This is a genomic window from Acinetobacter sp. GW821-FHT09D10 (assembly GCF_059416285.1).
Genome location: NZ_JBWKOW010000002.1, coordinates 176,482 through 201,670, shown reverse-complemented (window position 1 = coordinate 201,670; position 25,189 = coordinate 176,482). Strand labels below are relative to the sequence as shown.

22 protein-coding genes are annotated in these 25,189 nt (G+C 39.7%); 8 read left to right on the top strand and 14 right to left on the bottom strand.

Annotated features, from left to right (window positions below; translation table 11 throughout):
• Positions 1-147 precede the first annotated feature (147 nt).
• Positions 148-1,647, top strand: coding sequence for a MocR-like pyridoxine biosynthesis transcription factor PdxR (gene pdxR / locus AC07M3_RS07575; protein ID WP_005038096.1), 1,500 nt, complete (start codon positions 148-150; stop codon positions 1,645-1,647).
• A gap of 67 nt (positions 1,648-1,714) precedes the next feature.
• Here the strand turns inward: pdxR and AC07M3_RS07570 are convergent, their stop codons facing one another.
• Together AC07M3_RS07570 and AC07M3_RS07565 are read right to left on the bottom strand one after the other, a co-directional pair.
• Positions 1,715-3,157, bottom strand: coding sequence for an amino acid permease (locus AC07M3_RS07570; protein WP_133747355.1), 1,443 nt, complete (start codon positions 3,155-3,157; stop codon positions 1,715-1,717).
• Positions 3,158-3,483: 326 nt separating this feature from the next.
• Positions 3,484-4,032 carry a helix-turn-helix domain-containing protein gene (locus AC07M3_RS07565; protein WP_005044199.1) on the bottom strand — a complete coding sequence of 183 codons (549 nt, stop codon included), beginning with the start codon at positions 4,030-4,032 and terminating at the stop codon, positions 3,484-3,486.
• A gap of 68 nt (positions 4,033-4,100) precedes the next feature.
• Between AC07M3_RS07565 and AC07M3_RS07560 the strand changes: the two genes are divergently transcribed.
• Both AC07M3_RS07560 and AC07M3_RS07555 read left to right on the top strand, forming a co-directional pair.
• Positions 4,101-4,796: an AzlC family ABC transporter permease gene (locus AC07M3_RS07560; RefSeq protein WP_494567041.1), complete on the top strand. Its 696-nt coding sequence runs from the start codon at positions 4,101-4,103 to the stop codon at positions 4,794-4,796.
• Entirely contained in the window at positions 4,793-5,116 is a 324-nt protein-coding gene (locus AC07M3_RS07555) for an AzlD domain-containing protein (protein ID WP_045433646.1), read from the top strand. The genes AC07M3_RS07560 and AC07M3_RS07555 overlap by 4 nt, the downstream gene beginning before the upstream one ends.
• Before the next feature lie 40 nt (positions 5,117-5,156).
• Here the strand turns inward: AC07M3_RS07555 and ssb are convergent, their stop codons facing one another.
• The 3 genes from ssb to AC07M3_RS07540 all read right to left on the bottom strand — a co-directional run bounded on the left by ssb (position 5,157) and on the right by AC07M3_RS07540 (position 8,396).
• On the bottom strand, positions 5,157-5,750 hold the full coding sequence (gene ssb / locus AC07M3_RS07550) for a single-stranded DNA-binding protein (protein ID WP_004639902.1): 594 nt from the start codon (positions 5,748-5,750) through the stop codon (positions 5,157-5,159).
• Between the two features lie 51 nt (positions 5,751-5,801).
• The gene (locus AC07M3_RS07545; RefSeq protein WP_132070565.1) at positions 5,802-7,166 is read right to left on the bottom strand and encodes an MFS transporter; all 1,365 of its coding nucleotides are present in this window, start codon (positions 7,164-7,166) and stop codon (positions 5,802-5,804) included.
• A 147-nt stretch (positions 7,167-7,313) separates the two neighbouring features.
• A complete protein-coding gene (locus AC07M3_RS07540) occupies positions 7,314-8,396 on the bottom strand; it encodes a DUF475 domain-containing protein (RefSeq protein ID WP_042895695.1) in 1,083 nt (360 codons plus the stop codon).
• Positions 8,397-8,658: 262 nt separating this feature from the next.
• Here AC07M3_RS07540 and tenA point away from each other — a divergent pair, with 262 nt between their 5' ends.
• The 3 genes from tenA (at position 8,659) to AC07M3_RS07525 (ending at position 10,680) form a co-directional block, all read left to right on the top strand.
• Positions 8,659-9,333, top strand: a complete 675-nt coding sequence (gene tenA, locus AC07M3_RS07535; protein WP_132070567.1) for a thiaminase II — start codon at positions 8,659-8,661, stop codon at positions 9,331-9,333.
• A 66-nt stretch (positions 9,334-9,399) separates the two neighbouring features.
• The gene (locus tag AC07M3_RS07530) at positions 9,400-9,771 is read left to right on the top strand and encodes a MerR family transcriptional regulator (protein ID WP_132070569.1); all 372 of its coding nucleotides are present in this window, start codon (positions 9,400-9,402) and stop codon (positions 9,769-9,771) included.
• A 102-nt stretch (positions 9,772-9,873) separates the two neighbouring features.
• The gene (locus AC07M3_RS07525; protein WP_494567042.1) at positions 9,874-10,680 is read left to right on the top strand and encodes an SDR family NAD(P)-dependent oxidoreductase; all 807 of its coding nucleotides are present in this window, start codon (positions 9,874-9,876) and stop codon (positions 10,678-10,680) included.
• Positions 10,681-10,722: 42 nt separating this feature from the next.
• Here the strand turns inward: AC07M3_RS07525 and AC07M3_RS07520 are convergent, their stop codons facing one another.
• The 4 genes from AC07M3_RS07520 to AC07M3_RS07505 all read right to left on the bottom strand — a co-directional run bounded on the left by AC07M3_RS07520 (position 10,723) and on the right by AC07M3_RS07505 (position 13,119).
• A complete protein-coding gene (locus AC07M3_RS07520; protein WP_003654014.1) occupies positions 10,723-11,064 on the bottom strand; it encodes a GlpM family protein in 342 nt (113 codons plus the stop codon).
• A gap of 52 nt (positions 11,065-11,116) precedes the next feature.
• On the bottom strand, positions 11,117-11,470 hold the full coding sequence (locus AC07M3_RS07515) for a DUF1304 domain-containing protein (RefSeq protein WP_004639914.1): 354 nt from the start codon (positions 11,468-11,470) through the stop codon (positions 11,117-11,119).
• Between the two features lie 65 nt (positions 11,471-11,535).
• Entirely contained in the window at positions 11,536-12,513 is a 978-nt protein-coding gene (locus AC07M3_RS07510; RefSeq protein ID WP_494567043.1) for a zinc-binding dehydrogenase, read from the bottom strand.
• A gap of 3 nt (positions 12,514-12,516) precedes the next feature.
• Positions 12,517-13,119: a TetR/AcrR family transcriptional regulator gene (locus tag AC07M3_RS07505; RefSeq protein ID WP_198496638.1), complete on the bottom strand. Its 603-nt coding sequence runs from the start codon at positions 13,117-13,119 to the stop codon at positions 12,517-12,519.
• A gap of 295 nt (positions 13,120-13,414) precedes the next feature.
• On the opposite strand from AC07M3_RS07505, the gene uvrA reads away from it, so the two are divergent.
• Entirely contained in the window at positions 13,415-16,246 is a 2,832-nt protein-coding gene (uvrA, locus tag AC07M3_RS07500) for an excinuclease ABC subunit UvrA (RefSeq protein ID WP_375037549.1), read from the top strand.
• A 40-nt stretch (positions 16,247-16,286) separates the two neighbouring features.
• Here the strand turns inward: uvrA and AC07M3_RS07495 are convergent, their stop codons facing one another.
• On the bottom strand, positions 16,287-17,996 hold the full coding sequence (locus AC07M3_RS07495; RefSeq protein WP_494567044.1) for a GGDEF domain-containing protein: 1,710 nt from the start codon (positions 17,994-17,996) through the stop codon (positions 16,287-16,289).
• 1,008 nt (positions 17,997-19,004) lie between these two features.
• Here AC07M3_RS07495 and omp33-36 point away from each other — a divergent pair.
• On the top strand, positions 19,005-19,913 hold the full coding sequence (omp33-36, locus tag AC07M3_RS07490) for a porin Omp33-36 (protein ID WP_494567045.1): 909 nt from the start codon (positions 19,005-19,007) through the stop codon (positions 19,911-19,913).
• 62 nt (positions 19,914-19,975) lie between these two features.
• Here omp33-36 and AC07M3_RS07485 read toward each other — a convergent pair whose 3' ends face one another.
• The 4 genes from AC07M3_RS07485 to AC07M3_RS07470 all read right to left on the bottom strand — a co-directional run bounded on the left by AC07M3_RS07485 (position 19,976) and on the right by AC07M3_RS07470 (position 25,023).
• Positions 19,976-21,943, bottom strand: coding sequence for a glycine betaine transporter (locus AC07M3_RS07485; protein ID WP_494567046.1), 1,968 nt, complete (start codon positions 21,941-21,943; stop codon positions 19,976-19,978).
• A gap of 167 nt (positions 21,944-22,110) precedes the next feature.
• Positions 22,111-22,803: an ion channel gene (locus AC07M3_RS07480; RefSeq protein WP_494567047.1), complete on the bottom strand. Its 693-nt coding sequence runs from the start codon at positions 22,801-22,803 to the stop codon at positions 22,111-22,113.
• A gap of 170 nt (positions 22,804-22,973) precedes the next feature.
• Entirely contained in the window at positions 22,974-24,689 is a 1,716-nt protein-coding gene (locus AC07M3_RS07475) for a cation acetate symporter (protein WP_133747344.1), read from the bottom strand.
• 1 nt (position 24,690) lies between these two features.
• Positions 24,691-25,023 (bottom strand): DUF485 domain-containing protein, encoded by a 333-nt coding sequence (locus tag AC07M3_RS07470; protein ID WP_092708405.1) that lies wholly within the window; start codon positions 25,021-25,023, stop codon positions 24,691-24,693.
• Positions 25,024-25,189: the final 166 nt, after the last annotated feature.

Below are 25,189 nucleotides of genomic sequence, written 5' to 3'. Positions count from 1 at the left end.
CTCATATTTTCATCATCAGTTGCAGCTTTAGTTTTTACATCCTGTGCTTAATTTTCAGGGTGCTTTACAACAACTGCCTATGCATGTAATTTCGCTCGTCTGGCGGCAACTGACGAGAGCCATTTTTTAACTGTAGGAGAGAGCCAATTGCGTAGTTTACTTGGAGATCATTTGTTACAACGGCTCCAACAGGACATCGAGGGTAAACTCCATCAGCGACTTTTTCGTTGTCTACGCGCTGCCATTATTGATGGAGTGGTTCAACCAAAAACGCGTTTGCCCGCTTCACGGGATTTGGCCAGTGAAATTCATGTTTCGAGAAATACAGTTCTTACTGCCTACGAACAACTACAGGCTGAAGGCTATTTAGAAGCACGTACAGGCCATGGCACATGGGTTGCAGAGAAACTACCCGAAAGCTTTTTAAATACAAAAAATGAAAAGAAGAACACAAATATTCATAAGGTTCAAAACTCATATGCCTTGTCTCAACGCGGTTCAAATTTATTAGGCTATGCCGCAGCGTCTCCACATCAATGGGGTGCATTTGTACCAGGAGCTCCGGACGTTACCGAGTTTCCACATCATATTTTTAGCCGTATTCAAGCAAAATTAAGCCGTGAGCCAGACATTAACCGCCTTATCTATAGCAACGCGGGCGGATGTATTGAACTTCGAAGTGCATTGGCAGACTACTTACGGGTTGCCCGTTCAGTCCAGTGCGATGCCGACCAGATTATTATTACCGAAGGTATTCACCAAGCGATTGATTTAGTCTCACGTGCGCTCAGTGACATTGGTGACCGGATCTGGATTGAAGATCCAGGCTATTGGGGAATGCGTAATACTTTACGTATTAATGGCGTTGATATTCAACCAATGCCAGTCGATGCCGAAGGCATTATCCCCGAAGAAAATCCGGTTAAACCACCTAAACTCATTTTTGTCACTCCCTCACATCAATATCCACTTGGTTCACATTTAAGCCTAGATCGCCGACGCAAATTGATTGAGATTGCCCGCCAGCACAATAGCTGGATTGTAGAAGATGATTACGATAGTGAATTCCGTTTCTCAGGCCAGCCCTATCCATCTTTACAAGGTTTAGAAAATGATGCACCAGTTTTATATATGGGCACGTTCAGCAAAACCATTTATCCATCTTTAAGAATTGGCTATTTGGTAGTGCCTAAGCCGCTCTTTTCACCCCTACGGATTGTGGCAGCTGAACTCTATCGTGGTGGGCATTTGCTCGAACAAAAAGCTTTAGCAGAATTTATTCGTGAAGGTCATTATGAAGCACATATTCGTCGTATGCGTCTGCTCTATGGCAAACGGCGTGATTACTTGGTGAGCCTGATTAAACGCTATCTAGGGCCTGAATTTATCCACGAATACGATGAAGCAGCAGGGTTACATCTGGTTTTAAAACTACCAAACTCTTGCGATGATGTCGCGATTGCAGCCACTGCACTTGAACGTGGTGTCAAAGTTCGCCCACTTTCACAGTATTACATGCAATCACATGCCCACGCACAACGTGGTTTGCTCATGGGCTTTGCCTGCGTCAATGAAAAAGACATGGTGATGGCTTTTGGTGTGCTACTCCAATGCTTACGTGAAGCAGGTGTATCAACCCTGAATTGATTCTTTTATCTCACCATGCTGAATAAAAAAAGAGCCTCATTGTGAGGCTCTTTTAGTTTCTAAAATACTAAACTAATTTTTCTTCTTGAGTATGAGTGAGATGGGTCTCTCTACGATCTCTACCCCAACCTAGTTTTTCCGACAATATTCCAAAGAACACAATAATGCCGAACAATGCTGTGGTGTAAATTACTTCTTTGAAATATGTGCCTTCAATTAGCATGGTGAGAATTGCTCCAATAATTGCAAAGATCACCACATAAGTCAGATAAGGGAACATCCACATTTTAAAGTCAATTTTCACCCCTTCGGCTTCTAGTTTTTTACGCATACGAAGCTGCGAATAAGCAATGGTCAAATACACATACAGTGTTGCCGCGCCAGTCGTTAGCATGAAAAAGTCATAAACATCCATACTCTTGGTTGCAGTTAAAATCACGGCAATTACAGAGAAAAAGCATGACACAATTACGCCAACCCACGGGCTGCTTTTACTGTTCACAGAACCAAAACTTTTCGGTGCATCACCACGTTTAGCTAATGAGAACAACATACGTGAACACGTATAAAGTGCTGAGTTAAAACAACTACACACCGACGTTAACACCACAAAATTCACAATATGGCGAGCCCCTGGAATCCCAAGTGCACTTAACGTTACGCTATAAGTTCCCCAAGTCGAATCTTTCAAAAGTTCATTGTTGTGAGGAATTAAGCATACCGCGACAAACATTGATCCCACATAGAATAAAATAATTCGCCAAACCACTGAGTTAGAAGCTTTACGAATTTCTTTAGAGGGATTTGCCGATTCAGCTGCTGCTACTGTGACAATTTCTGCCCCAATATAGGCAAACATTACACCAAGTAATGCAGTGATGACGGATGACCCTCCATTTGGCATAAAGCCTTGAGAGGTTAAGTTACTAATACCAGAAGCAGCCGGATTACCCCAAGGCCATAAATGCATGATGGCCAAACTACCAATCACAAGAAAAATAACAATCGCGATGACTTTAATGAGCGCAAACCAGAACTCAAATTCACCATAATTTTTCACGTTTTGTAAATTGACTGCGACCAATGCGACAATGACCACGACCATATAGGCCCAGATTGGTATAAATGGGAACCAATTGTTTAGAATTTTACCTGCCACATAAGCTTCCCATCCCATGAGCATTGCGAGTGTACACCAGTACAACCAGCCAATTGAAAAGCCTGCCCAACGACCAATCGCGCGGTCTGCATAAGTTGAGAAAGAGCCACTGTCTGGGTTTAAAACGGCCATCTCGCCTAACATACGCATGATGAACCAAACGAGTAGACCACCCAAAGCATAAGTTAGAAAAACAACAGGGCCCGTATTGTAAATAATGCTACCTGAGCCCACGAATAGAGAACCACCAATAACCCCTGCAATTGAGATCATCGTTAGGTGGCGTGATTTAAGTCCATGTTTTAAACTTTGGGAGTGATTGGCTTCAGAACCACTTTGATGAGCTGCCATATCATTTTCCTTAATATATGGAGGATATCGGCCAATCTCGGAAATCCTCCGAAGCCAACTATATCCCCTAAAAATTTAGCCGTTTTGCCCAATTCCTAAAACAGAAAATTCACTGAGCTTATCCGGCGCTTCCGTATGCATACTTCCAATGGCTTTAATTTGTCGTTTCGGCCCTGAAGAAACGAGAGCCATTTTTGTAATAAAAGAGAGAGCCAATTGCAAAATTTATACGCAAAATTGGCTCTTTTTAGATTGCATGTGGGTAATTGGTTTTTATTTTTTATTTTAAAAATGAATAAGTTTTACTTTAATTAGATTGGAATTATTTAGTTTTGCTCAGAAATTAATAAAGCTTTTGTCCCTTTTTCTAAAGCTCTGAATATATGTTTCTGGTCAGCAGGGTAACAAATATAGTCTCCAACACTGAGTTCAACGGCCTCATCAATTAGACCAACCAGGGCCTTACCTTCCACCACAATAATATGCTCCACAGAACCAACGGGGTGTGGCTCTGAAAGACGGTCTTCACCTGGCTCAACAATGAGTAAATAAACATCTCGACGCGCATGTGGCGGACAAGTCGCCAACAAAATTGCCTTGTAATTGGCAATCTCAGAGCTAACGGTTGGGCCATCTCCACAACGAATCACTTGTACCTGATTGCTTGGTTCTTCCATCAAACGTGCAAAAGGAATATTTAGTGCAACACAAAGTGCCCATAAGGTTTCAATGCTTGGGTTACCTTGCCCTGCCTCTAATTGTGAAAGTGTAGATTTTGCAACGCCTGCACGACGAGCAACCTCTGCCAAAGAAAGCCCTGCTCTTTGGCGTTCACGGTTTAAACCTTTAGCAATAATTTCAATTGGCTGAGACATTCACCACATCCGTTCTATAAAAAAAACGATCGTTCGTTTTGACAAAACAATCAGACTTATTCATTATAATGGAAAATCGTTCGTTATATCAGACTATGACCACATACTCTCTCATTAAGAAACTTAGTAAAGACACTACCCGCTCGATTTTCTTTGTGTGTCTAGCGACGAGTGTCGTTGGTATGTCTTTAGGTTCACTCGCTGCAAGTTATGGCTTAGCACTCTGGATCCCGCTTTGCCTATCCATATTTGTGCTTGCAGGAACTGCTGAATTTATCTTTATTGGTTTTTTAGCGGTAGGTGGTAGCCCGATTGCTGCTGCAATTGCAGGACTATTGGTCAATTTACGGCATTTACCTTTTGGTATTGCGGTCAATGAATTAATCAGAGGTAAATTCTCTCGATATTTCGGGGCCCATATCATGAACGATGAAAGTGTTTTGTTTGGTATGGCACAGCCTGATTTTGAGACTAAAAAAGCTGCTTATTGGTTATGTGGCATAGGCATTATGCTCAGTTGGCCACTCGGTGTCACTGCGGGTTATTTTATTGGAACCGCTATTCCAGACCCAAAAACATTTGGTCTAGATGCCATTTTCCCTGCCATTTTAATTGCACTTACTTTTAATGCTTTAAAGAATAAATCTACTCGAAAAGCTGCATTTGCTGGATCAACTTTGGCACTGATTACCACACCTTTTTTGGCCTCAGGACTTCCAATTCTGCTTTCACTTTTTGGCTTAATATTTGGTAGAAAAAAATGAATCAACAATTACTGATTATTTTGGGTATAGGCTTGCTAGCACTTGGAACATATGGGATCCGTTTTGCGGGTTTTCACTTAGGTGCCAAATTTACTTTTTCTGAAAAATACCAAGTTTTATTGTCAAATGGTGCAACTGTTTTACTGTGCGCTATTGCGGTGACGACTACATTTTTTGAAGGCCAGCACTTCGCTGGATTCGCGCGTATATTGGGTGTTGGATTTGCGCTTTTATTAGTTTGGAAAAAAGTACCGCTGTTATTGGTAATTTGCTTAGCAGCAGCTGGTACAGCACTGTTACGTTTACTTGGAATTGAGTAATAAAAAAGGCGAGATAAACTCGCCTTTTTTAAAATTTTGTTTAGAACGGTAAATCGTCGTCTAAATCTGCTGGTGCAGAAGCTGGTTGCTGTGGAGCTTTTGGAGCAAAACCACCACCTTGCGGGCTGTTGCCACCATTACCAAAACCAGCTGGGTTGCTGCCATAGCCGCCACCACTATTTTGGTTATAACCACCACCTTGGTTATTATTATTTTGATAACCATTACCACCTTGTTGAGGTGCGTTAAAACGTGGTTGATTAAAATCATTACCGCCAGCGAACCCTTGTTCACCTTGTTGACGACCATCTAACATTTGCATCTGTTCGCCACGAATTTCTGTTGTATAGCGCTCTTGACCATTTTGATCAGTCCACTGACGCGTGCGTAATGAACCTTCAATATAAACCTTAGAACCTTTACGTAAGAACTGCTGAGCAATTTCCCCTAAACGGTTATGCAAAACAATACGGTGCCATTCTGTTTGTTCTTTACGCTCACCTGAAGTTTTATCGGTCCAAGCTTCACTTGTCGCGATTGAAAATTGAGTCAGCGAACCCCCATTTGGAAAAGTTTTTGTTTCAGGATCACGACCCAAAGTACCAACCAAAATAACCTTATTTACACCACGCATTAGCTGTCTTCATCCTATACATTTCTATGTTTTACTTTATAAGAGTTATGCTTAAATGGCTACCTCTTTACCGAACAACTGCGTTAAATCACGTCGCGCAGCCTCATCAAGTGACTGTTTATCGACTTTAATATAAGCAACTTGCTGGTCAGGCATTACCACAACTTCTTCTATACCACGAATTGCCAATAGCTGTGTGGTCCACTCATTCACCTGTTGCACTTGCGGCAATGGCAACACAATCGATGACAAATACCGCGGCTGAGCTAAACCAAAACTAATTAGCAACCATATTATAGCAATCCCTGTTAAGACACTCCATCCAATCGCAGTATTATGTAACATCAATAATTGACCACCTAGTGTGCCACCAAAAAAAGCACCTAAAAACTGACTACTGGCATTTACACCCATAGCAGTTGCTTTTGACTGGATTGGAGCACATTTTGATAACCACGATGGCAATAATGCTTCCATCACATTAAATGCAATAAAGAAAATACCTAGGCCTGCGAGTAATACATATTTTGATTGATAGCCAAATATGAGTAACAGCAAACCTGCAATAATTCCTGTAATTGCCGTTAAGAAAATTCCTCGCATTTTGCGATATTTTTCAGCCACGATAATGCTTGGAAATGCAAAGAACAGACTAATTACTAACAGCGGCAGATACACCAGGCCATGACTTGCTAAAGGAATATGTGCAAACTCGATGAGCTGTGAAGGCACATAAATAAACATGGCGGTAAGCAGTAAGTGCAATGCAAAAACCGAGACATGCAAACGGTTTAAATCACCCATTTGGATGACTTGCTTAAGCTGTGCCATGTAGCCTTGCTGATAATTACGATGATGACGAGTCACTTTAGGTACAAGCAATAGCATCAAAATCGCGATTAAGCCCATAATGGTCGTGACAAAGAATAGGCCTGAAATACCCACAATGCTTGTAAGCCAAGGTCCAAGACTAAAAGCCACCACAAAAGACAGACCAATACTCATGCCCATGGCAGCCATGGCTTTAGTGCGCTGCTCTTCACGCGTGACATCGGCTAAAAGCGCCATCACAACTGCTGAAACAGCACCTGCACCCGCTATGGCACGACCAATAATCACGCCATAAATGGTGTCAGATAAACCGGCAATTGCACCGCCAAGAGCAAAGAGTAATAAGCCAAGCACCACGAGAGGTTTACGGCTAAAACGGTCAGCAAGTAAGCTAAATGGAATCTGTAAAATCGCCTGACTTAAGCCATAGACACCCACAGCCAAACCAATGAGTGCTGGAGTTGCATATTGATATGACTGCCCGACTACAGAAAAGACAGGAATAATCATGAACAAACCCAACATGCGTAGCGCAAAAATACTACTTAAGGCAAAAGTTGAGCGACGTTCCAAAGCATTCATCATATCAATACACGTTTATCAAACTAGGCAAATTATAAGCCGATTCGTTTCTAAAAATACGGGACACCTTATTTAAATTAACGATTTCAGCTTAAAAAAATAAAGAGGCATTTAGCCTCTTTATTCTAAACATCTTTACTGAAAATTAGCTTAAGACGAGTGTGGATGGCGTTTACTATATTGAATTGAAGCAAATACAGCCCAAACAATAAATGCTACACCTATTAAACCTGTTACCACTTCCGGTACGTGTACGCCTGTACCACTTGCAATCATAATGAATGCTAAAGCACCAATTGCATAATGTGCACCATGTTCTAAGAACACATAAGCATCTAGCGTGCCTTTTTCAACAAGATAAACTGTCATTGAACGGACAAAAATAGCACCAATAGCAAGACCAAGCATAATCACGACAACATCGCTGGTAATTGCAAATGCACCAATCACACCGTCAAAACTAAAAGATGCATCTAACACTTCTAGATATAAGAAGCCACCGATACCTGCTTTAACCACACCAGAAGCAGCACCTGATCCATCTTTCATAACGGCGTTGCCATCTTCATCAATTTCAGGTTCACCGCCTAACATATGGCTTAATACTTCTACACCGATATAAACCACAATGCCCCAAATACCTGCCATAGTCACAACAAGGCGCTGCGACTCATCAACATTTGCTGCCATAATTAACATGGCAATGAGAGCAATAAAAACAGACATTGCCGGTACGCTAGCTAAGCTAGAAAGTTTAGCTTCAAGCCATCTGAACCAATGCGTTTCTTTTTCCTCATCAAAGAAGAAGTTTAAGAAAACCAATAATAGGAATGTTCCACCAAAAGCTGAAATCTCGGCGTGGTGGGCCATTAAACGTTCAGAATACGTTTTTGGATCGTTGAGTGCCAATTTAGCCACTTCAATCATTCCCATATCCGCAGTCACGGCAACAATCGCCACTGGGAAAATTAAACGCATACCAAAAACGGCGATTAAAATACCAACCGTCAAAAACAGCATTTTCCAGAAAGGATCCCAATTACGTAGAACCGATGCATTCACGACAGCATTGTCAAAAGATAAAGAGACCTCCATTACAGCTAAAATGGCTGTAATCGTTAAAGCTTTAAGCATGGTAGACACGCCTGCTTCAGGTCCATGGGTAAAACCCCAATAAGCGGATAGCGCTAAACACACCACCGTAAAAAATATCGAAAATCGGAAATGCTTCATGGATCAGACCTATACCAAGAACTAAATTTAATCTTTCTTAAAACCGTGGCTATTATATCGATAATTAACCACAAAACGATGTTGTTTTGTGCCGTTATTCCCTTTACTTTATCTCTCTGTTTAATAAAGAAATTTATATTTTTTAATTAACTTATTAATCGTATTAAATATTTTTCTAAGATATATCTATCATTATTATTTTTGTATTTTAAAATTGATTTAAAATCCTGTTCAGCTGTCTTATTTTAAATGGAATGATTTTATGCTTTTTTCTCAAGAACTCTGGCAACGTAATTTAAATTTATATCAAAAAATTCTAGACCTGCCTTTTAATCAGGAACTTGCCAGTGGAACTTTAGATAAAGAAGCGTTTTGTCATTATGTGATTCAAGATGCTCAATATCTCGTTGCTTATGGCCGCGTTTTAGCCGTTGCAGCAGCTAAGGCTTTTGAAGCTGACGATATTATGCAATTTTCAGATGCAGCCAAAATTGCGATTGTGGTTGAACGCAGTTTGCATGATGACTTCATGAAAAATTTTGGTGTGACCAAAGAAGAATTTAAAAATACGCCATTAACTTTGGCTGGCCACCATTACACTTCATTTTTAACCGCAACTGCTTGGTCTGAAAGTTATCCTGTTGTGCTGGCAGCACTTTTACCGTGCTTCTGGATTTATGCCGAAGTCGGTAAAGACATTGTAGATAAATCAATTTCTAATAATCCTTACCAAGCATGGATTGATACCTATGCAGGCGAAGAGTTCCATACTGCCGTTCGTAATGTCATTGCGACAGTTGATAAAGTTGCAGCACGTTGTGATGCTGATACTTTAGATAAAATGCATGCCGCGTACACCATGGGTGCAAAACTTGAGTGGTTATTTTGGGATAGCGCCTACCACAAAAGACAATGGTTAGGTTTAGATCATATTTAAAACTTCAAAAGAATCGGTCAGATGGTTCAATACTCTGATCGATTTTCAATAAAATGCGAGACAGATATGTATATCGGCGAATTAGCATCTTTAACTGGAGCTACTCCTAAAGCCATTCGGCATTATGAGAAATTAGGCTTGCTACCTGTGGCAAAAAGAAAGGGAAATTATCGTATTTATGAAGCGATTGATGTTCAATCGGTTAAGATGATTCGCCTCGCGCAAACTGTCGGATTTAGCCTTTCAGAACTGTATGACTTGTCTGCTTTAAAATATAAAAATAATCGATTTCCTGTAGAAGTTGCACAACAGCTCATTCAGAAAAAGAATCAACAAATTATTGAGCAAAAAGCAGCGTTAACCCGTTTACAACAAGATTTAAAGCAACTTGAGAATGAGATTATTGATACTTATATTACCCATAAGATTTCGGCTTAAAACAGCTCATTAAATTTTGAAATAGCTTTCAAAATTAGCGCTTGACTCTGACCTTAGGGTAAAGGTTTATCGTAATGACTTCGTTTATTACGGATAAATAAAATGAGCGCTCATCTTTCTACATTTAAAAATTTAACAGCATTAATTACAGGAGCATCTTCAGGAATAGGCAAAGCCTATGCTCAAAAACTTGCATCTTTAGGGATTCATTTAATTTTGACTGCACGCTCCGAACAAAAGTTGAATGATTTAGCTGATGAACTTAGAAAAAAATATAACGTAAATGTTGAGGTTATCGTTTTAGATTTAGCTCGATCCAATTCAGCTCAAACCTTATTTGATGAAGTGCGGGCTAGAAAATTATCGGTAGAGATTTTAATTAACAACGCAGGATTTGGAAAATGGACTAAATTCCTAGATGAATCTGTATCTACCTATCAAGAAATGATAACGCTGAATATCAGCAGCGTGACGTCTTTATGTTATTTATTCTTGCCTCACATGCTTGCTAACAAAAAAGGCATCATGATTAATATTTCATCGACAGGTGCATTCCAGCCTCTCCCCTATATTGCTGTCTATGGGGCAAGTAAATCTTACGTATTACAATTTACTGAGGCGTTGGCAGGAGAATATTCATCTTCAGGTGTTAAATTTCTAGCGGTTTGTCCGGGCAATACGGAAACCAATTTTACTCAGGTCGCAAATGCCGATACCAGCGGTATGAAAAGCTCTACAGTAGACGATGTTGTATCTGCAACAGTTGCAGCATTAGATAAAAATAAACCAACTCTTGTTGTAGGTTGTAGCAACTATTTAACGTCTCAGCTGCCTCGAATTCTTTCTCGCAAAAAGATGATCAATTTAGTTGAAGGGATGCTCAGAACCCGCGTTATCGATCCGTCATAAAGCTAGTTCAATTTAAAAGATTAAGGGCTATCTCTTAATCTTTTAATGCTGAAATAGTTGCCAGCCATAAATTAAACCTGCCGCGGCAACTACCCAACACAATGTTGCCAAACCTAGACACGACCACATCGACAGACGCGTTGCAAGTACATAGACCGCCACTAAATAAATGGCGTAAGGAATAAGTGACCATAGGCCAAACAGAGCTGTTTTCTGTAAAGCCTCAGCTCCTTTTTGCTGATAAACAATCACATGAGCAATCAAAGCAAAGGTAGGAAAAAGCGGGACTAAACCTGCAATATAAAATGCCTTACTTTTCGATAAAACCGAAATGATGAGAACAACCCCAGCCCCCAACATACATTTTAAAAATAACGCCCACATGCGCTTATCCTATCTGGTCATTTCCATATCAAAACGCTGTATTGTGCGCTTTTCAGAGAAAATTAACAGCGACCAAAGCAATCAGTGCTGGAACTGCCTGAATATAAATAATCTTTTTACTGGCTGTCAGTCCACCATAGATACCTGCAATGAGCACGCAACCTAAAAAGAAGTTGGCAATTGATGTCGCAAACGGTGCATCTGCAAATAAAGCCCAGAATAAACCAGCAGCCAAAAAGCCATTATAAAGACCTTGGTTTTGTGCCATGACTTTGGTGAGTTTTGCTTTTTCTGCATTATTTCCAAAGGCTTTCATGCCATAGGGTTTGTCCCACAAAAACATCTCTAACACTAAAATATAGACATGTAATATTGCAATTAAACCCACTAAAACTTGTCCGATCATACAATTTTCCTTTTTATTTTAAAGATATGAAAAAAGATCAGTCTCTCGACTGATCTTTTAATGTTTTACGGCTTTAACAATACTTTGCCTTGACGAGCACCTTGGGTTGCTTTTTGGGCAGCAGTTTTAATCTCATCGAAACTAAATACGCCTTCTACAGGAAGGATTAATTTTTTCTGAGTTGCCAGCGTTAATAACTCGACAATAAGCTCTTTTTTGCGTTCTGCTGGCATTTCTTTGTTGACCACACTCGCCCAGAAACCTTTTACAGTTGCTTGTTTAAAGATGAGATCACCAGATGAAATTTGCATGGTTTCACCTGTCATACTGCCAAACGAAACCAATAGGCTATTTTCACTAAGCAAGTTCAGCATTTCACCACTTGCACTTCCGCCAATCGAGTCCACGCCAGCAATTAAAGGTTGGTCACCATGAAGCTGTTTAACTTGGTCTTTCCAATTAGGCTGATCGGTTGCTACAACATGTTGAATGCCTAATGCTTGCATCTCTGCAATTGCATCAGTACGACGAACTAAATTAATTACAGGTAAACCACGTGCCTGTGCAATCATCGCAACCGTTTTACCTACTGCACCATTCGCCGTGTTTTGAATTAACCATTGACCCTGTTGAACATTTACAAAGTCCAACAGCATGAGGGCACTAATTGGCATACCAATCAGCTGTGCTGCTGTTTCGTCATCAATTTCATTATTTAATGGAATAAGCCCTTGAGCTGGTGCGATAAAGTATTCAGCCCAACTACCATGCACAGCTGCAACTGCAATACGTTGTCCTACCTGTACATGAGTAACGCCTTCACCCAGCGCATCTACAATACCTACGGCTTCACTACCACCAATAGCAGGTAAAGTAGGCTTGTAGCCATAACTTCCACGTACCGTCCATACATCATGGTTATGGATTGGAGACATGATTGTTTTAATACGAACTTCGCCTGCTTTTGGTTCTGGCTTTGGCATATCCGCCTGCTCTAAAACGTCTACAGGTTCGCCAAAATTACCATGGATAATACTTCGCATGCTTTATTCCTCTATCGGTTTTAAGAGTTGTTGGGTCGTTTCTAAAGCTAGATGTAGATGTGCTTTGTCTTGCGACAATTTTGTGAGTAAAGCAGCACCTAACCATAACTGATACATGACTTGCGCAGTTTTTAAAGGGTCAATGTGTTTTGGAATTGATCCTTCTTGTTGGCCTTCTTTGAGTAGCAAAGCCAAACGTTGCGTTAATTTGTACACACCGTCATTGAGAATTTGGCGCATATCTTCCGATAAATCGGAAACCTCGGCTGCCAGTTTCACAATCAGGCAATTTTCAGCCCAGCTACCATTTACTGGGTCATCAATCCATGCCTGCCATAACGCCATTAAACGGGCGTGGGCACTTTGTTCACTGTGCTGCCAAAGCTGTTCCATACGAACTTTATAGTCAGCCATGTATTGCTCTAGCAACGCACAGCCAAACGCCTCTTTCGAAGCAAAGTAGTGATAGAACGAACCTTTAGGTACGTCACAAGCCTTTAAGATTTCTTGTAAACCAACGCCGACAAACCCTTTGTGTAATACCAGCTCAAAACTGGTATCCAAAATGTGTTGTCGCGTGGTTTCACTTTTATTTAGTCGTTTCATGCATACACAATACCCCACTATTAGACCAGTCGTCTAGTAAAATTATGTTGCTCATTAAAATTTGCTAAGAGTAGAAATCAAAAGAGAGGAATGTTAAAAATACAACCTGCTTAATTAAACAAATTTTGTCGATTGTCGTTTAACCGTCACAATTTGTCGCTTTAAATCATTTTGTACCACTTGAACAATTTTAAATCGTTATCATATATAGGGTCTGTTGTTTATAACCAGTCACACTACACAAGACTGATCAATCAACACCTAAATTTTCATTAATACATAATTGAGATGTTTTATGAGCCAAAGTCATATCCGTATTCGAGGCGCACGTACCCATAATTTAAAAAATGTGTCTCTCGATATTCCACGCGATAAATTTGTGGTAATTACGGGGTTATCAGGTTCAGGAAAATCTTCTCTTGCCTTCGATACCCTCTATGCCGAAGGACAACGCCGCTATGTCGAATCACTTTCGGCCTATGCCCGTCAGTTTTTATCGCAAATGGAAAAGCCTGAAGTAGACTCGATTGAAGGTTTATCTCCAGCGATTGCAATTGAGCAAAAATCTACCAGTCATAACCCACGTTCAACCGTTGGTACCATTACCGAAATTTATGACTATTTACGCTTGCTCTATGCGCGTGTCGGTACACCTTACTGCCCTGAACACGACTTGCCGATGGTCGCGCAAACTGTTTCTGAAATGGTCGATGCAGTAAAAACACTTGAAGAAGGCACAGCACTGATGTTGCTTGCCCCTGTAGTTCGTGAGCGTAAAGGTGAATACAGCAACTTATTCGAACAGCTACAAGGTCAAGGTTTTGTTCGTGCGCGTGTCGATGGCGAAATCATTGATATTGATACGCCACCTGAACTCGATAAAAAGAAAAAGCACACCATTGAAGTTGTTGTTGACCGTTTTAAAGTACGCGAAGATTTAGGTAACCGTATTGCCGAATCATTTGAAACTGCTTTACGTTTAGGTGGTGATATTGCGGTTTTGTCATGGATGAATGGCGAACACCCAGACCGCGTTTTTTCTGCAAAACACTCATGTCCTAAATGTGATCGTGCTGTGGCAGAGCTTGAGCCTCGCTTATTTTCATTTAACAACCCGTTTGGTGCCTGCCCTGTTTGTGATGGTTTAGGTACACGCAGTCATTTTAGCTCTGAAAAGCTCATTCCAAATCCTGAGCTTGCGATTAGTGAAGGTGCTATCCGCGGTTGGGATCGTCAACGTCCTTATTATTATTCGATGCTGCAAAAAGTTGCCGACCATTTTGGTTTCCAACTTGATACGCCTTGGAACCAGTTAGATAAAGATACTCAAAAGAAATTTTTACAAGGTACAGGTAAAGAAAAAGTCGATTTAAGTTATATCGATGAACGTGGCCGCAAACACACACGCGTACAACCTTTTGAAGGAATTTTGCCGCACCTTGAACGTCGTTACCGTGAAACTGAAAGTAACTATGTACGAGACGATTTAGCTCAATATTTATCGAATGCCGCTTGCGATGCCTGCGACGGTTCACGTCTAAATGAAATTTCACGCAACGTTCGGGTCAAAGATAAGACCATTGCACAAATCACCAAGATGTCGATTGGTGATGCTGAAAACTATTATCAAGATCTCAATCTTGAAGGCGCTAAAGGTGAAATCGCCGATAAAATCTTTAAAGAGATTCGCGAGCGTTTACACTTCCTCGTTAGTGTCGGCTTAAATTATCTCAGTCTCGCTCGTTCGGCAGAAACCTTGTCAGGCGGTGAAGCTCAGCGTATTCGTCTCGCTTCGCAAATTGGTGCAGGTTTGATGGGCGTGATGTATGTACTCGATGAACCATCGATCGGTCTGCATCAACGTGATAATGATCGCCTACTACAAACCTTAATTCGCTTACGTGATTTGGGTAACACCGTGCTTGTGGTTGAACACGATGAAGATGCTATTCGTGCTGCGGATCATATTATTGATATCGGACCTGGTGCAGGGATTCATGGCGGTGTCATTATCGGAGAAGGTAGCTATGACGAGATTGCAAGCAATAAAGACTCTCTTACAGGTCAATATCTTTCAGGTAGCCTAAAAATTGCGATACCTACACAACGTACCCAATCACCACGCCCAGATGAATTCATCAAACTTTCTGGTGCAAGTGGTCATAACCTACAGAATGTCGATCTCACCATTCCACTTGGCATCATGACCTGTGTGACTGGCGTTTCGGGTTCCGGTAAATCAACACTGATTAACCGTACTTTGCTTCCATTGGCAGCAACACAACTCAATGGTGCAACCACGTTAACGGCTGAAAAATTTGACTCAATTGATGGCTTACAGCATTTAGATAAAGTGGTTGATATTGACCAAAGTCCAATTGGTCGTACCCCACGTTCCAATCCTGCCACGTATACAGGTTTATTTACGCCTATTCGTGAGTTATTTGCGCAAACGCCTGAAGCCAAAGCGCGTGGTTATAGCGCAGGTCGTTTCTCGTTTAACGTGAAAGGTGGACGTTGTGAAGCTTGTGAAGGCGATGGCATGATCAAGGTCGCGATGCATTTCTTACCTGATATGTATGTGCCTTGTGATGCTTGTCATGGCAAGCGTTATAACCGTGAAACTTTAGAAGTTGGTTATAAAGGCAAGAACATTTCAGACGTATTAGAAATGACCGTTGAAGATGCAGCTGAGTTTTTTAATGCAATTCCTGTGATTCATCGTCGTTTAGATACTTTAATGCAAGTAGGTCTGGGATATATTCGTTTAGGTCAAGCTGCAACGACACTTTCAGGCGGTGAAGCGCAACGCGTTAAATTAGCTCGAGAGTTAGCAAAACGTGATACGGGTAAAACCTTATATATCTTGGATGAGCCGACGACAGGCTTACATTTCCATGATATTGCCAAGCTACTCGACATTTTGTACGAGCTACGCAACAAGGGTAATACCATTGTGGTGATTGAACATAACCTTGATGTGATTAAAACAGCGGACTGGGTTGTCGACTTGGGCCCTGAAGGTGGTTCAGGCGGTGGTATGATCATTGCCGAAGGCACACCTGAACAAGTGGCTGAGGTTGAGGTTTCACATACGGGCCGTTTCTTAAAACCGATGTTGAAGTAATTTATTGAATGAAAAAGCCGGAAATCATTTCCGGCTTTTTTTACCCCTCTACTGCATTTCGTCCTCGGGCTTTAGCTCTTAATAGCGAACGGTCAGCTTTCTCTAAGAGCTCTATCCAACTCGCCGCTCCTATCGCAAAACCAATACTGACAGACACATGCAATTTTTCATCTGAACCTGACAAATCAATTTCTTGTAAAGAAATCGCAATCCGAATTTTTTCTGCCAAAAGGCGAGCATCTACAAATTGCACCTGCTCTAACAATATTAAAAATTCATCTCCGCCATAACGAACAATTAAATCTGAACTTCGTATATTTTGCTTTAATTGCTCGGCAATATTAACAATGACATGATCACCTACAATATGCCCATATTGGTCATTCACCTGTTTAAAACGATCAATATCTATAATCATTAAACAAGTCTGCGTAAATTTTTGAGGGTAACTTTCAACAATTTTTAAATATTCAGATAAAGCTAAACGGTTGGACACACCAGTTAATGGGTCTGTATTGGCTATATTCTTTAATTGAAATTCAAAAGCATCACGTTGTTGCAACATACGCTGTAATCGATCAATCGCCTCAAATAGAGAAAAAAATTCACCTTTTGTAGTTACATTCATCTCATCTGTGCAATGATCAGAACTATGCGATAAATCTAAAATTAAAGTCCTCGCTTTTATTAAAGGAGAAAACACCCTTCTTTGCGCATAATTAAGCGTAAGTAACGCGGTGGCTAGAGAAATTAAAGAAATTAATAAAGTTAAGAGAAAATCATTTCGAGCAATTACATTTTCTTGAGTGGCAATTACAACACTTTCATCAAGAATATAACTTTGTAAATCAACCACGGTGGTAAATTTACCCACGATTGCTTCTGTCAATTGAGTGCCATTTAAATAATATGGCTCTCCCTTTTCGCTTTCGTCTAATAACTTTTCTACAATCGGAATACCCTTGTCTATAAATTCTGATTTCACTCGGGAATATAGCCGACGGTATTCTGTGGTCTTTGCCTGTTCAGGCTGCAAGGTATCAACCAAAATCCATAAATATCTAGACTGATGCTGAGTTTGTAGAGAACGCGCACGATTATTACTTGGAATTTCTTCATTAAAGCTCACAGGAGCAATAATATTAGATGCCATACGTCCGGCCTGATCTCGCATATCGGTGAGAACTATAATCAGCGTAAAATAATTAGAAATACGGCTATCTTTACTTTTTAGCTGCAACATCAGTTTTTGCAGTATTTCCCTACAATTATCCCATGCGCCAAACATCCCTAGAATGGCATTATCCATTTGGACGGAAGTTCGCGCTCCATATGGAATTTCACCATAATAGTCGACTACATGCCGAGCTTGTCTAAGATTTTCTTTGAAGTTGGTTTGCAGCTCATTTGCTAATGAAACATAACCTGCTTGTTTTAAGATAAGAATACTTGTATCAATTTGCTCATCGACAATTAAACGAAATTTTTTTAATTCTTGCTGACTCTTTAATAAATCATGAGGACTGCTCGACATCATTTTGTTGGCTGGAGCACGCTCCTTAGAAATTTTATAGGCAATATCGGCTACAGCTCTTAAACTTTTTATTTCGGCTAAGGCTTGTCTAGTTTTTATATAATCCTGATAGCTTCCCACAATGAGGGGAATCGCCATGAATAATAAGGACAAAATAATAATCAGCATAAAAAAGAACAGTCGATTACTAATGTGCTCTGAACGTAACCCTGACATTTCTAGCTGATACTCCGTAAATGTCCTGCCATTTTTACTACGATATAAATTAGGCTTAAATCCATCCTAGCATTTTAATAACTAGAATTTCATCAATAAACCCTTCATTTATCTTTTAATAATTATACGTTTCCTACATTTTAGTAAGCTTAAATAATAAAAGGGATCGAAAAATTAAATGATATTTATAAAAAAACTCTATTTTACAGATTAAAAAAATTTAGCAATGATAGTAAAACATATTTAGTTATCCTCTTGGATGCACTTCTCCCAGCATCCACTGCCCAGCTTTAAGCTGGGTTCTTTTTGATCTATTATTTTCTAATAAATTTCATATAACTTTTCTTATAATTTTAAGATTTTCTTATAGATAAAAAAAAGCTCAACCTTGGGGAAAGCTGAGCTCGTAAAACCTGATGTGCTACACACATCGTATCTGGGAAAGCACTTTAAATCCTAAAAACGTTAGGTAGTGAACTTTGCAATTGAATTATGTGACTTATCTCTAATTTTGTAAAGTCGATTAAATTAATCAGAATTTAAAATTTAATCGATTTTTCAACTTAAAATAGAGATCTCTTTTATCTTATTCACTTATATAATAATTAAAAATAGTTAAATTTTTTAGTTAAACTAATCTAAATATTGTTAACTATTCCTCAAAATATTACAAATTCGATAAAAAAACGATGATTTTTTATTCGCATTGTAAACAATATTATACTTTTGCTAATGTTAAAACCGATTAATATAATCTGTTTTTCCAATCACAATTGTAATAACTTTTAAACATTTACTTCTAAATTCCCTATGAAATATAATTATTAGCTTCTTGTAAATGTTCATTTTTTTATCAGGTTGACAATTTACTTTTCATTTGATTAGTTTTTCACCAATTTTAACATAAGTGTCAAATATCTTTAACATTCCTTTTTTTCATTATTGACTTCATAAATTGTTACAATACAATGGCCCCAGCTTTATCTCTTGTTATTGCTGGAAATGATTATGAAAAAACTTGGTTTAGCCACTGCTGTATTATTAGCCATGACCGGTGCTCATGCTTATCAATTTGAAGTTCAAGGTCAATCTGAATATGTTGACACAACTGCAAACGATAAAAACTTCACTGGTGACGTTGCTGGTACATTCTATTTAAAAAATGTTGATACCGCTAAAGGTCCATTAGCTGAAGCAGCTTTCTTGAATCAAGCTTCTAGCGTATCTTTAGGTTATAGCTACCAACAGTATGACCAAAACAATGGTTTAAACTACCACGTTGGTACATATGGCGTTAAAGGTGAGGCTTATGTTCCTACTCCTTACCTTCCTGTATATGCTAGTGCAACCTACAACCACACTGATGTTGATGGTAAAAACAACTTCTCTAAAGATGACAACGGTGACCGTTATGCATTAGAAGTTGGTGCTATGTTGTTACCTAACTTCTTGATGACTGTTGGTTATACAAGTGTTGCTAACCAATTCGCTTTAGACAACTTTGGCATCATCAGCAACGGTATCTACTCTGCTGTAAACCAAACTGCTGCGATCAAAAATGACCAAGATGCTATTACTGCACGTGCTAAATATGTAGGTCCAATCGATGGAACTAACATGGCAATCGGTTTTGAAGCTGCTGGTGCTTTCGGTGAAGAAAACCAATACGGTTTAAAAACTGACCTTTACTTAACTCCTAAGTTAAGTGTTGGTGCATCTTTCGTGGGTAACGATGGCGTAGCTGACATCAAAGGTAATGAACTTGGTGAATTCCGTCAAGCTTGGGGTGGTAACGTAAACTACTTCATTACTCCAGCTTTGGCAGTTGGTGCATCGTATATGAAAGCTGACGTTAAAAATGCGTCTACTAGCTACGATACACAAACTATCGGCTTGAATACTAAATTCCGTTTCTAATTTAATTTAGAAATCGAATTAAAAAAAGGACTCTTATTGAGTCCTTTTTTAATACTTAAATATTAGCTTCGTACAATATTTAAGAAATACAAATGACGTTCATATTGATCAATAATGTCTTGAATTAAATCTTCTTGCGTCCAATCCATTACATCATAGTTCTGGCCACCTTCTCGTAAAAAGACTTCGGCCTGAAAATATTGCCCATCTTCTGCTTCTATACGCCCCATAAGAAAACTTGGTGGCAATGTTTCACGTGAAACAACTTTATAAATAAAATTAATTTCATTGTGATGGTCTACCCTAAGCTGCATACCATCTTCAAGTTGACTAATTGAAACTTCTAAATGACGGCGTTTCAATTCATGCTTAATATTTTCAAAAGCGCGGCTCACCTGATTTTCAATATATTGCTTTACTTCGTCTTCACTATGAGGATAGTGCATGATTAATCCTAGACGCTGTTGCCAGCTTCGTGGATTATGAATAGCACGCGGCGTGATTCGTGCTTCTTGAATAGCAGTCATTTTAGTGACATCAAGATGCAACGCTTTGATTAATCCCCAACTCATTAACAGCATGACGACAGTAAATGGTAATGCACTCATAATGATTGAGGACTGAAGTGCAGCCAACCCACCCACCAATAATAAAATAATGGCGAGTACAGCCATAAGCACTGTCCAGAACAGACGTTGCCAAGTCGGTGAGTTTTCTGTTTTTGCAGTTAAATAGTCGGTGACTAATGCACCTGAATCGGCCGAGGTCACAAAAAATAAAACCACTAAAACAGTTGCCAAGACATTCATTACCCCAGAGAAAGGTAAATGATTTAGAAATTCAAATAATGCGACTGATGAATCTTGTTGAACCGCCTGAATTAAGGTGGTTTGATGCTCATGGATAATGCTAAATAATGCAGCATTTCCTAAAAAGCCCATCCAGATAATGGTAAAGCCTGTTGGGATAAGCAAAACCCCAACAATAAATTCTCGAATGGTACGACCACGTGACACGCGGGCAATAAACATTCCCACAAATGGTGACCACGAAATCCACCATGCCCAATACAAGATCGTCCACCCCCCAATCCATCCATTTGGCTGATAGGCATATAAATTGAATGTCATGGTAAAAAGGTTAGAGAGGTATTGCCCAGTATTTTGAATAGTGGTTTGGAGTAAATAAATGCTAGGGCCGGCAATAAAAATGAATACTAATAGAATTACAGCTAGAACTAAGTTTATTTCTGATAAACGTTTTACACCTTTATCTAGACCTAAAAATACAGATAAAGAGGCCAAAATACTCACGAAAATAATAAGTAGAACTTGAACATGAGTACTTTGCTCTATGCCAAACAAATAATGCAAACCAGAATTGATCTGGGTTACCCCAAAGCCAAGAGATGTCGCGACACCAAATACAGTTCCAATCGTTGCAAAAATATCAATGCTATCGCCCAATGGGCCATAAATCTTTTTTCCAATCAGAGGATAAAGTGCGGAACGGGTCTTCAAAGGTAAATTATGTCTATAGGCAAAATAAGCTAAAGCCAGTCCGACTACAGCGTAAATCGCCCACGCATGTAACCCCCAGTGGAAAAAGGTTACTCTTAGTGCTTGCTGTGCTGCATCAATCGTTTGAGCCTCACCACTTGGGGGGTTAACGTAATGCATGACGGGTTCAGCAACACCGAAGAACATCAAACCAATCCCCATCCCTGCTGTAAACAGCATGGCGAACCAGGACCCATTATTATAATCAGGCTGGCTATGATCAGGCCCTAATTTAATACGTCCAATCGATGAACAGGCGATATAAATCAATAAGATGAGAAAGAAAGCAACAGATAAAACATAAAACCAGCTAAATGAATCAGTGATCCATTGTTTTAATTGTTGCGTTAGAAGCTCAAAAGAACTCGGAGCAATCACCACTACTGCTAAAAACAAAGCAATAATAATGACGGTACCAAAAAATACGTTAGGATTAACGTTTGCGAACCAACTGGACTGTTTGGAAGGCATAAATCCTCCATGTTATTTTAATGACGAGTGACAGGCTTAAATGCCAATAAGATATTCATAGAATGAACAAAGCTAAGGCTTTCAATAGAGAAAGCCGATAACACTCTAAATAAACTTAAAGAATATTGCAGTTACAAAGGTGTAAATAAATTAAAACACCTTCTACATTATTTATCTGAATTTTTTTTAGGGAGGTGGGTAATATATTGTAAAGCAATTAATCGAGTTACGATTAAAGTTAAATACATGACTCCACAGAACATTTGAAGCATGGCTAAAACGCGCGCTGGTGGGCTCAGAGGCATTAAATCAGATAAACCTGTAGCCGATTGCAAGCTAAAGCTGAGAAATAATAAATCTAACCAAGTCTGTAAATGGTGAACGTTATTTGGATTTTGAAAGCTAGACGGAAAAATAAGCTGACAAATGTTATATAAAAATGCAAAACCCCATGCAATAAGCGTAAAGACTGCTGCTGCTGCAAACAACTCATCTCTTGTTAAATACTGATCGGCAAACATATAACGAAATAAGCCATAAGCTGCTGAAAAGTAGGCTAGCGCTTCACAGCCATGTGCAAAAACCTGAACGTATAAATTGCCATAACTCAATAAAATAAATACAGAGGATATAATCGCCCCACTCACAAATGTTAACCCGAGAAAAGTAAACATTGGGGTTTGACGAATAACCTTGGCAATAATAAGTAAGGCCAGCACGCCTAAAGCCCATGTTAGGGTGCGGTAAAATACATCATGAAACGTCAGCATGGCCAAAATGAGTAAGATAAATTGCACAAGCAGCAACCATGCAGAAGGTAACAATCGAAAGCCCGCCCAGAACTCGATGATAGATCGCATTATTATTTTCCTTGTTTCATTATGCTTTTTGAGGTCTAGCAAATCATACTGTACACAAAACAGGGCAAACAAGTTGTTCTTTATTAATATCTAAGCACTAAATTGAAAATTAAATAAGTATAAAAAAAGCCCCGTAGGGCTTTTTTAAGAATTAGCTAACAATATTGCACTTAGTGATCCGATGCACCAGATGCCCCAATACCTGTCATTGAACGAACATATTGAGCATCGAAAGCAGCACGCTCTTTTTTAGCACGTGCAGAGTTATCGGTAACCGAGAACAACCAACAGCAAAGGAAAGACAACGGCATTGCGAATAATGCAGGGCCATTGAATGGATTGATTGGTGTATCAGAGATTTTTAAAGTATCTACCCAAACTGCTTTAGATAGCACAATCAATACTACCGCTGTTACAAGACCAACCACACCACCAATAACTGCGCCACGAGTCGTTAAACCTTTCCAGAACATTGAAAGAACAAGAACTGGGAAGTTTGCACAGCAAGCTACAGAGAATGCCAAGCCTACCATGAACGCCACGTTTTGCTTTTCAAACAAGATACCCAAAATCATGGCAAAAATAGCCAAACCAAGTGTCGCAATTTTTGACATGCGAAGCTCTGAAGCTGGGGTTGTTTGACCTTTTTTGAATACGTTAGCGTATAAGTCGTGAGAGATTGCAGATGCACCTGAAAGTGTTAAACCAGCAACAACAGCAAGAATGGTTGCGAACGCTACTGCTGAAATGAAGCCCATGAACAAGTCACCGCCTAAAGCGTCACTTAAATGCACGGCTGCCATATTGTTACCACCAACAAGCTCAAGTTTGCCTGTTACTGCCATTTTTGCAACATCAAGGAATTGCGGATTATTTGATACAAAAAGAATCGCACCGAAACCAATAATGAAAGTTAAAAGGTAGAAGTAACCAATAAAACCTGTTGCAACCACAACCGATTTACGCGCTTCTTTTGCATCTTTTACAGTGAAGAAACGCATAAGGATGTGTGGAAGACCTGCTGTACCAAACATCAATGCCAGACCAAGAGACAAGGCATCAATCGGATTTGCCGCAAGTTTACCCGGTCCCATAATTTTTGAAGCATCGGCCAAGCTTATATCATGTACTTTGCTGAAAACTTCAATTGATTGGGTAAACATGTTGCTGAAGCTGAAACCGACTGCTTTCATCACCATGAATGCCATGAAGGTTGCACCACTGAGTAACATTACCGCTTTGATAATTTGTACCCATGTCGTTGCCAACATGCCACCAAAAATTACGTAAGCCATCATCAATAGACCAACGATGACTACAGCAATATTGTAATTCAAACCAAATAGTAATTTGATGAGCTGACCCGCACCTACCATTTGAGCAATCAAATAAAATGCCACAACAACAAGTGAACTGATTGCAGCTAAAGTACGTACCGGTTTTTCTTCAAGACGGAATGAAACCACATCTGAAAGGTTATATTTACCAAGGTTACGTAAACGTTCTGCAACCAAGAATAAAACGATTGGCCAACCTACCATGAACCCAAGCGAGTAAAGTAAGCCATCAAAGCCCGAACTAAACACAAGTGCAGAAATACCAAGGAAAGATGCAGCAGACATATAGTCACCCGCAATTGCCAGACCATTCTGGAAACCGCTGATACCACCACCGGCTGTATAGAAGTCTTGTGTTGATTGGGTTTGCTTGGCAGCCCACTTAGTAATGAACAAAGTGAAACCAACAAAAATTAAGAACATGATGATGGCATGCCAGTTGGTTGCTTGTTGTTCAGCTTCTCCCAGATCTGGACTCGCCATAGCCACTGTTGAATATAGCGATGCTGCTGCCAATAAAGCTTTCGCCTTTAATGAATTCCATTTCATATTAGTGTAGTCCTTTCTCATGCGTGATGGCTTCAACTTCCTTCAACGCTTCTGCACTCAACTGGTCAAGGGTCCTATTTGCGATAAAAGAATACACGCCACACAGAAGGAAAGATAAAACGATAATTCCTAAACCTAGCGGGATTCCCCATGTCGTTACACCACCACTAAATGAACTCATCAAAAATTCTTTGTTGTAGCCTACAAGCAGCATAAAACCCACATAAAGAATTAACATAATGATTGTTAGCGTCCAACTTAATGCACTTTTTTTCTTGACCATCTTTTGAAACTTTGGATTGCGTAGAATCTGTTCTACTTGGTTCTGATCCATAACCAAACTCCTTGCCCTGTGTCCAGCCTTGGCCACTTTTTTAATAGTAGTTTCTCAGGATTTAAGTTAGCAAAATTCCGTGTAATTCGTAACTTAGACTTTGGTCGTTAAAATTTAATCAATTTATAGCTTTGTTTCTGCTTGGGGTATGATAGGCACAAGGTTT

Excerpts from the sequence above, each read along its gene's own strand:
- tenA (WP_132070567.1), top strand. The coding sequence starts at position 8,659 with ATGCTTTTTTCTCAAGAACTCTGGCAACGTAATTTAAATTTATATCAA.
- ssb (WP_004639902.1), bottom strand. The coding sequence starts at position 5,750 with ATGCGTGGTGTAAATAAGGTTATTTTGGTTGGTACTTTGGGTCGTGAT.
- AC07M3_RS07565 (WP_005044199.1), bottom strand. The coding sequence starts at position 4,032 with ATGTCTCAGCCAATTGAAATTATTGCTAAAGGTTTAAACCGTGAACGC.
- AC07M3_RS07475 (WP_133747344.1), bottom strand. The coding sequence starts at position 24,689 with ATGAAATGGAATTCATTAAAGGCGAAAGCTTTATTGGCAGCAGCATCG.
- AC07M3_RS07560 (WP_494567041.1), top strand. The coding sequence starts at position 4,101 with ATGGAAAATCGTTCGTTATATCAGACTATGACCACATACTCTCTCATT.
- AC07M3_RS07515 (WP_004639914.1), bottom strand. The coding sequence starts at position 11,470 with ATGATCGGACAAGTTTTAGTGGGTTTAATTGCAATATTACATGTCTAT.
- AC07M3_RS07520 (WP_003654014.1), bottom strand. The coding sequence starts at position 11,064 with ATGTGGGCGTTATTTTTAAAATGTATGTTGGGGGCTGGGGTTGTTCTC.
- AC07M3_RS07545 (WP_132070565.1), bottom strand. The coding sequence starts at position 7,166 with ATGATGAATGCTTTGGAACGTCGCTCAACTTTTGCCTTAAGTAGTATT.
- uvrA (WP_375037549.1), top strand. The coding sequence starts at position 13,415 with ATGAGCCAAAGTCATATCCGTATTCGAGGCGCACGTACCCATAATTTA.
- AC07M3_RS07540 (WP_042895695.1), bottom strand. The coding sequence starts at position 8,396 with ATGAAGCATTTCCGATTTTCGATATTTTTTACGGTGGTGTGTTTAGCG.
- AC07M3_RS07570 (WP_133747355.1), bottom strand. The coding sequence starts at position 3,157 with ATGGCAGCTCATCAAAGTGGTTCTGAAGCCAATCACTCCCAAAGTTTA.
- AC07M3_RS07470 (WP_092708405.1), bottom strand. The coding sequence starts at position 25,023 with ATGGATCAGAACCAAGTAGAACAGATTCTACGCAATCCAAAGTTTCAA.
- AC07M3_RS07495 (WP_494567044.1), bottom strand. The coding sequence starts at position 17,996 with ATGTCAGGGTTACGTTCAGAGCACATTAGTAATCGACTGTTCTTTTTT.
- omp33-36 (WP_494567045.1), top strand. The coding sequence starts at position 19,005 with ATGAAAAAACTTGGTTTAGCCACTGCTGTATTATTAGCCATGACCGGT.
- AC07M3_RS07485 (WP_494567046.1), bottom strand. The coding sequence starts at position 21,943 with ATGCCTTCCAAACAGTCCAGTTGGTTCGCAAACGTTAATCCTAACGTA.
- AC07M3_RS07480 (WP_494567047.1), bottom strand. The coding sequence starts at position 22,803 with ATGCGATCTATCATCGAGTTCTGGGCGGGCTTTCGATTGTTACCTTCT.
- AC07M3_RS07510 (WP_494567043.1), bottom strand. The coding sequence starts at position 12,513 with ATGCGAAGTATTATCCATGGTAATTTTGGCGAACCTGTAGACGTTTTA.
- AC07M3_RS07530 (WP_132070569.1), top strand. The coding sequence starts at position 9,400 with ATGTATATCGGCGAATTAGCATCTTTAACTGGAGCTACTCCTAAAGCC.
- AC07M3_RS07555 (WP_045433646.1), top strand. The coding sequence starts at position 4,793 with ATGAATCAACAATTACTGATTATTTTGGGTATAGGCTTGCTAGCACTT.
- AC07M3_RS07525 (WP_494567042.1), top strand. The coding sequence starts at position 9,874 with ATGAGCGCTCATCTTTCTACATTTAAAAATTTAACAGCATTAATTACA.
- AC07M3_RS07505 (WP_198496638.1), bottom strand. The coding sequence starts at position 13,119 with ATGAAACGACTAAATAAAAGTGAAACCACGCGACAACACATTTTGGAT.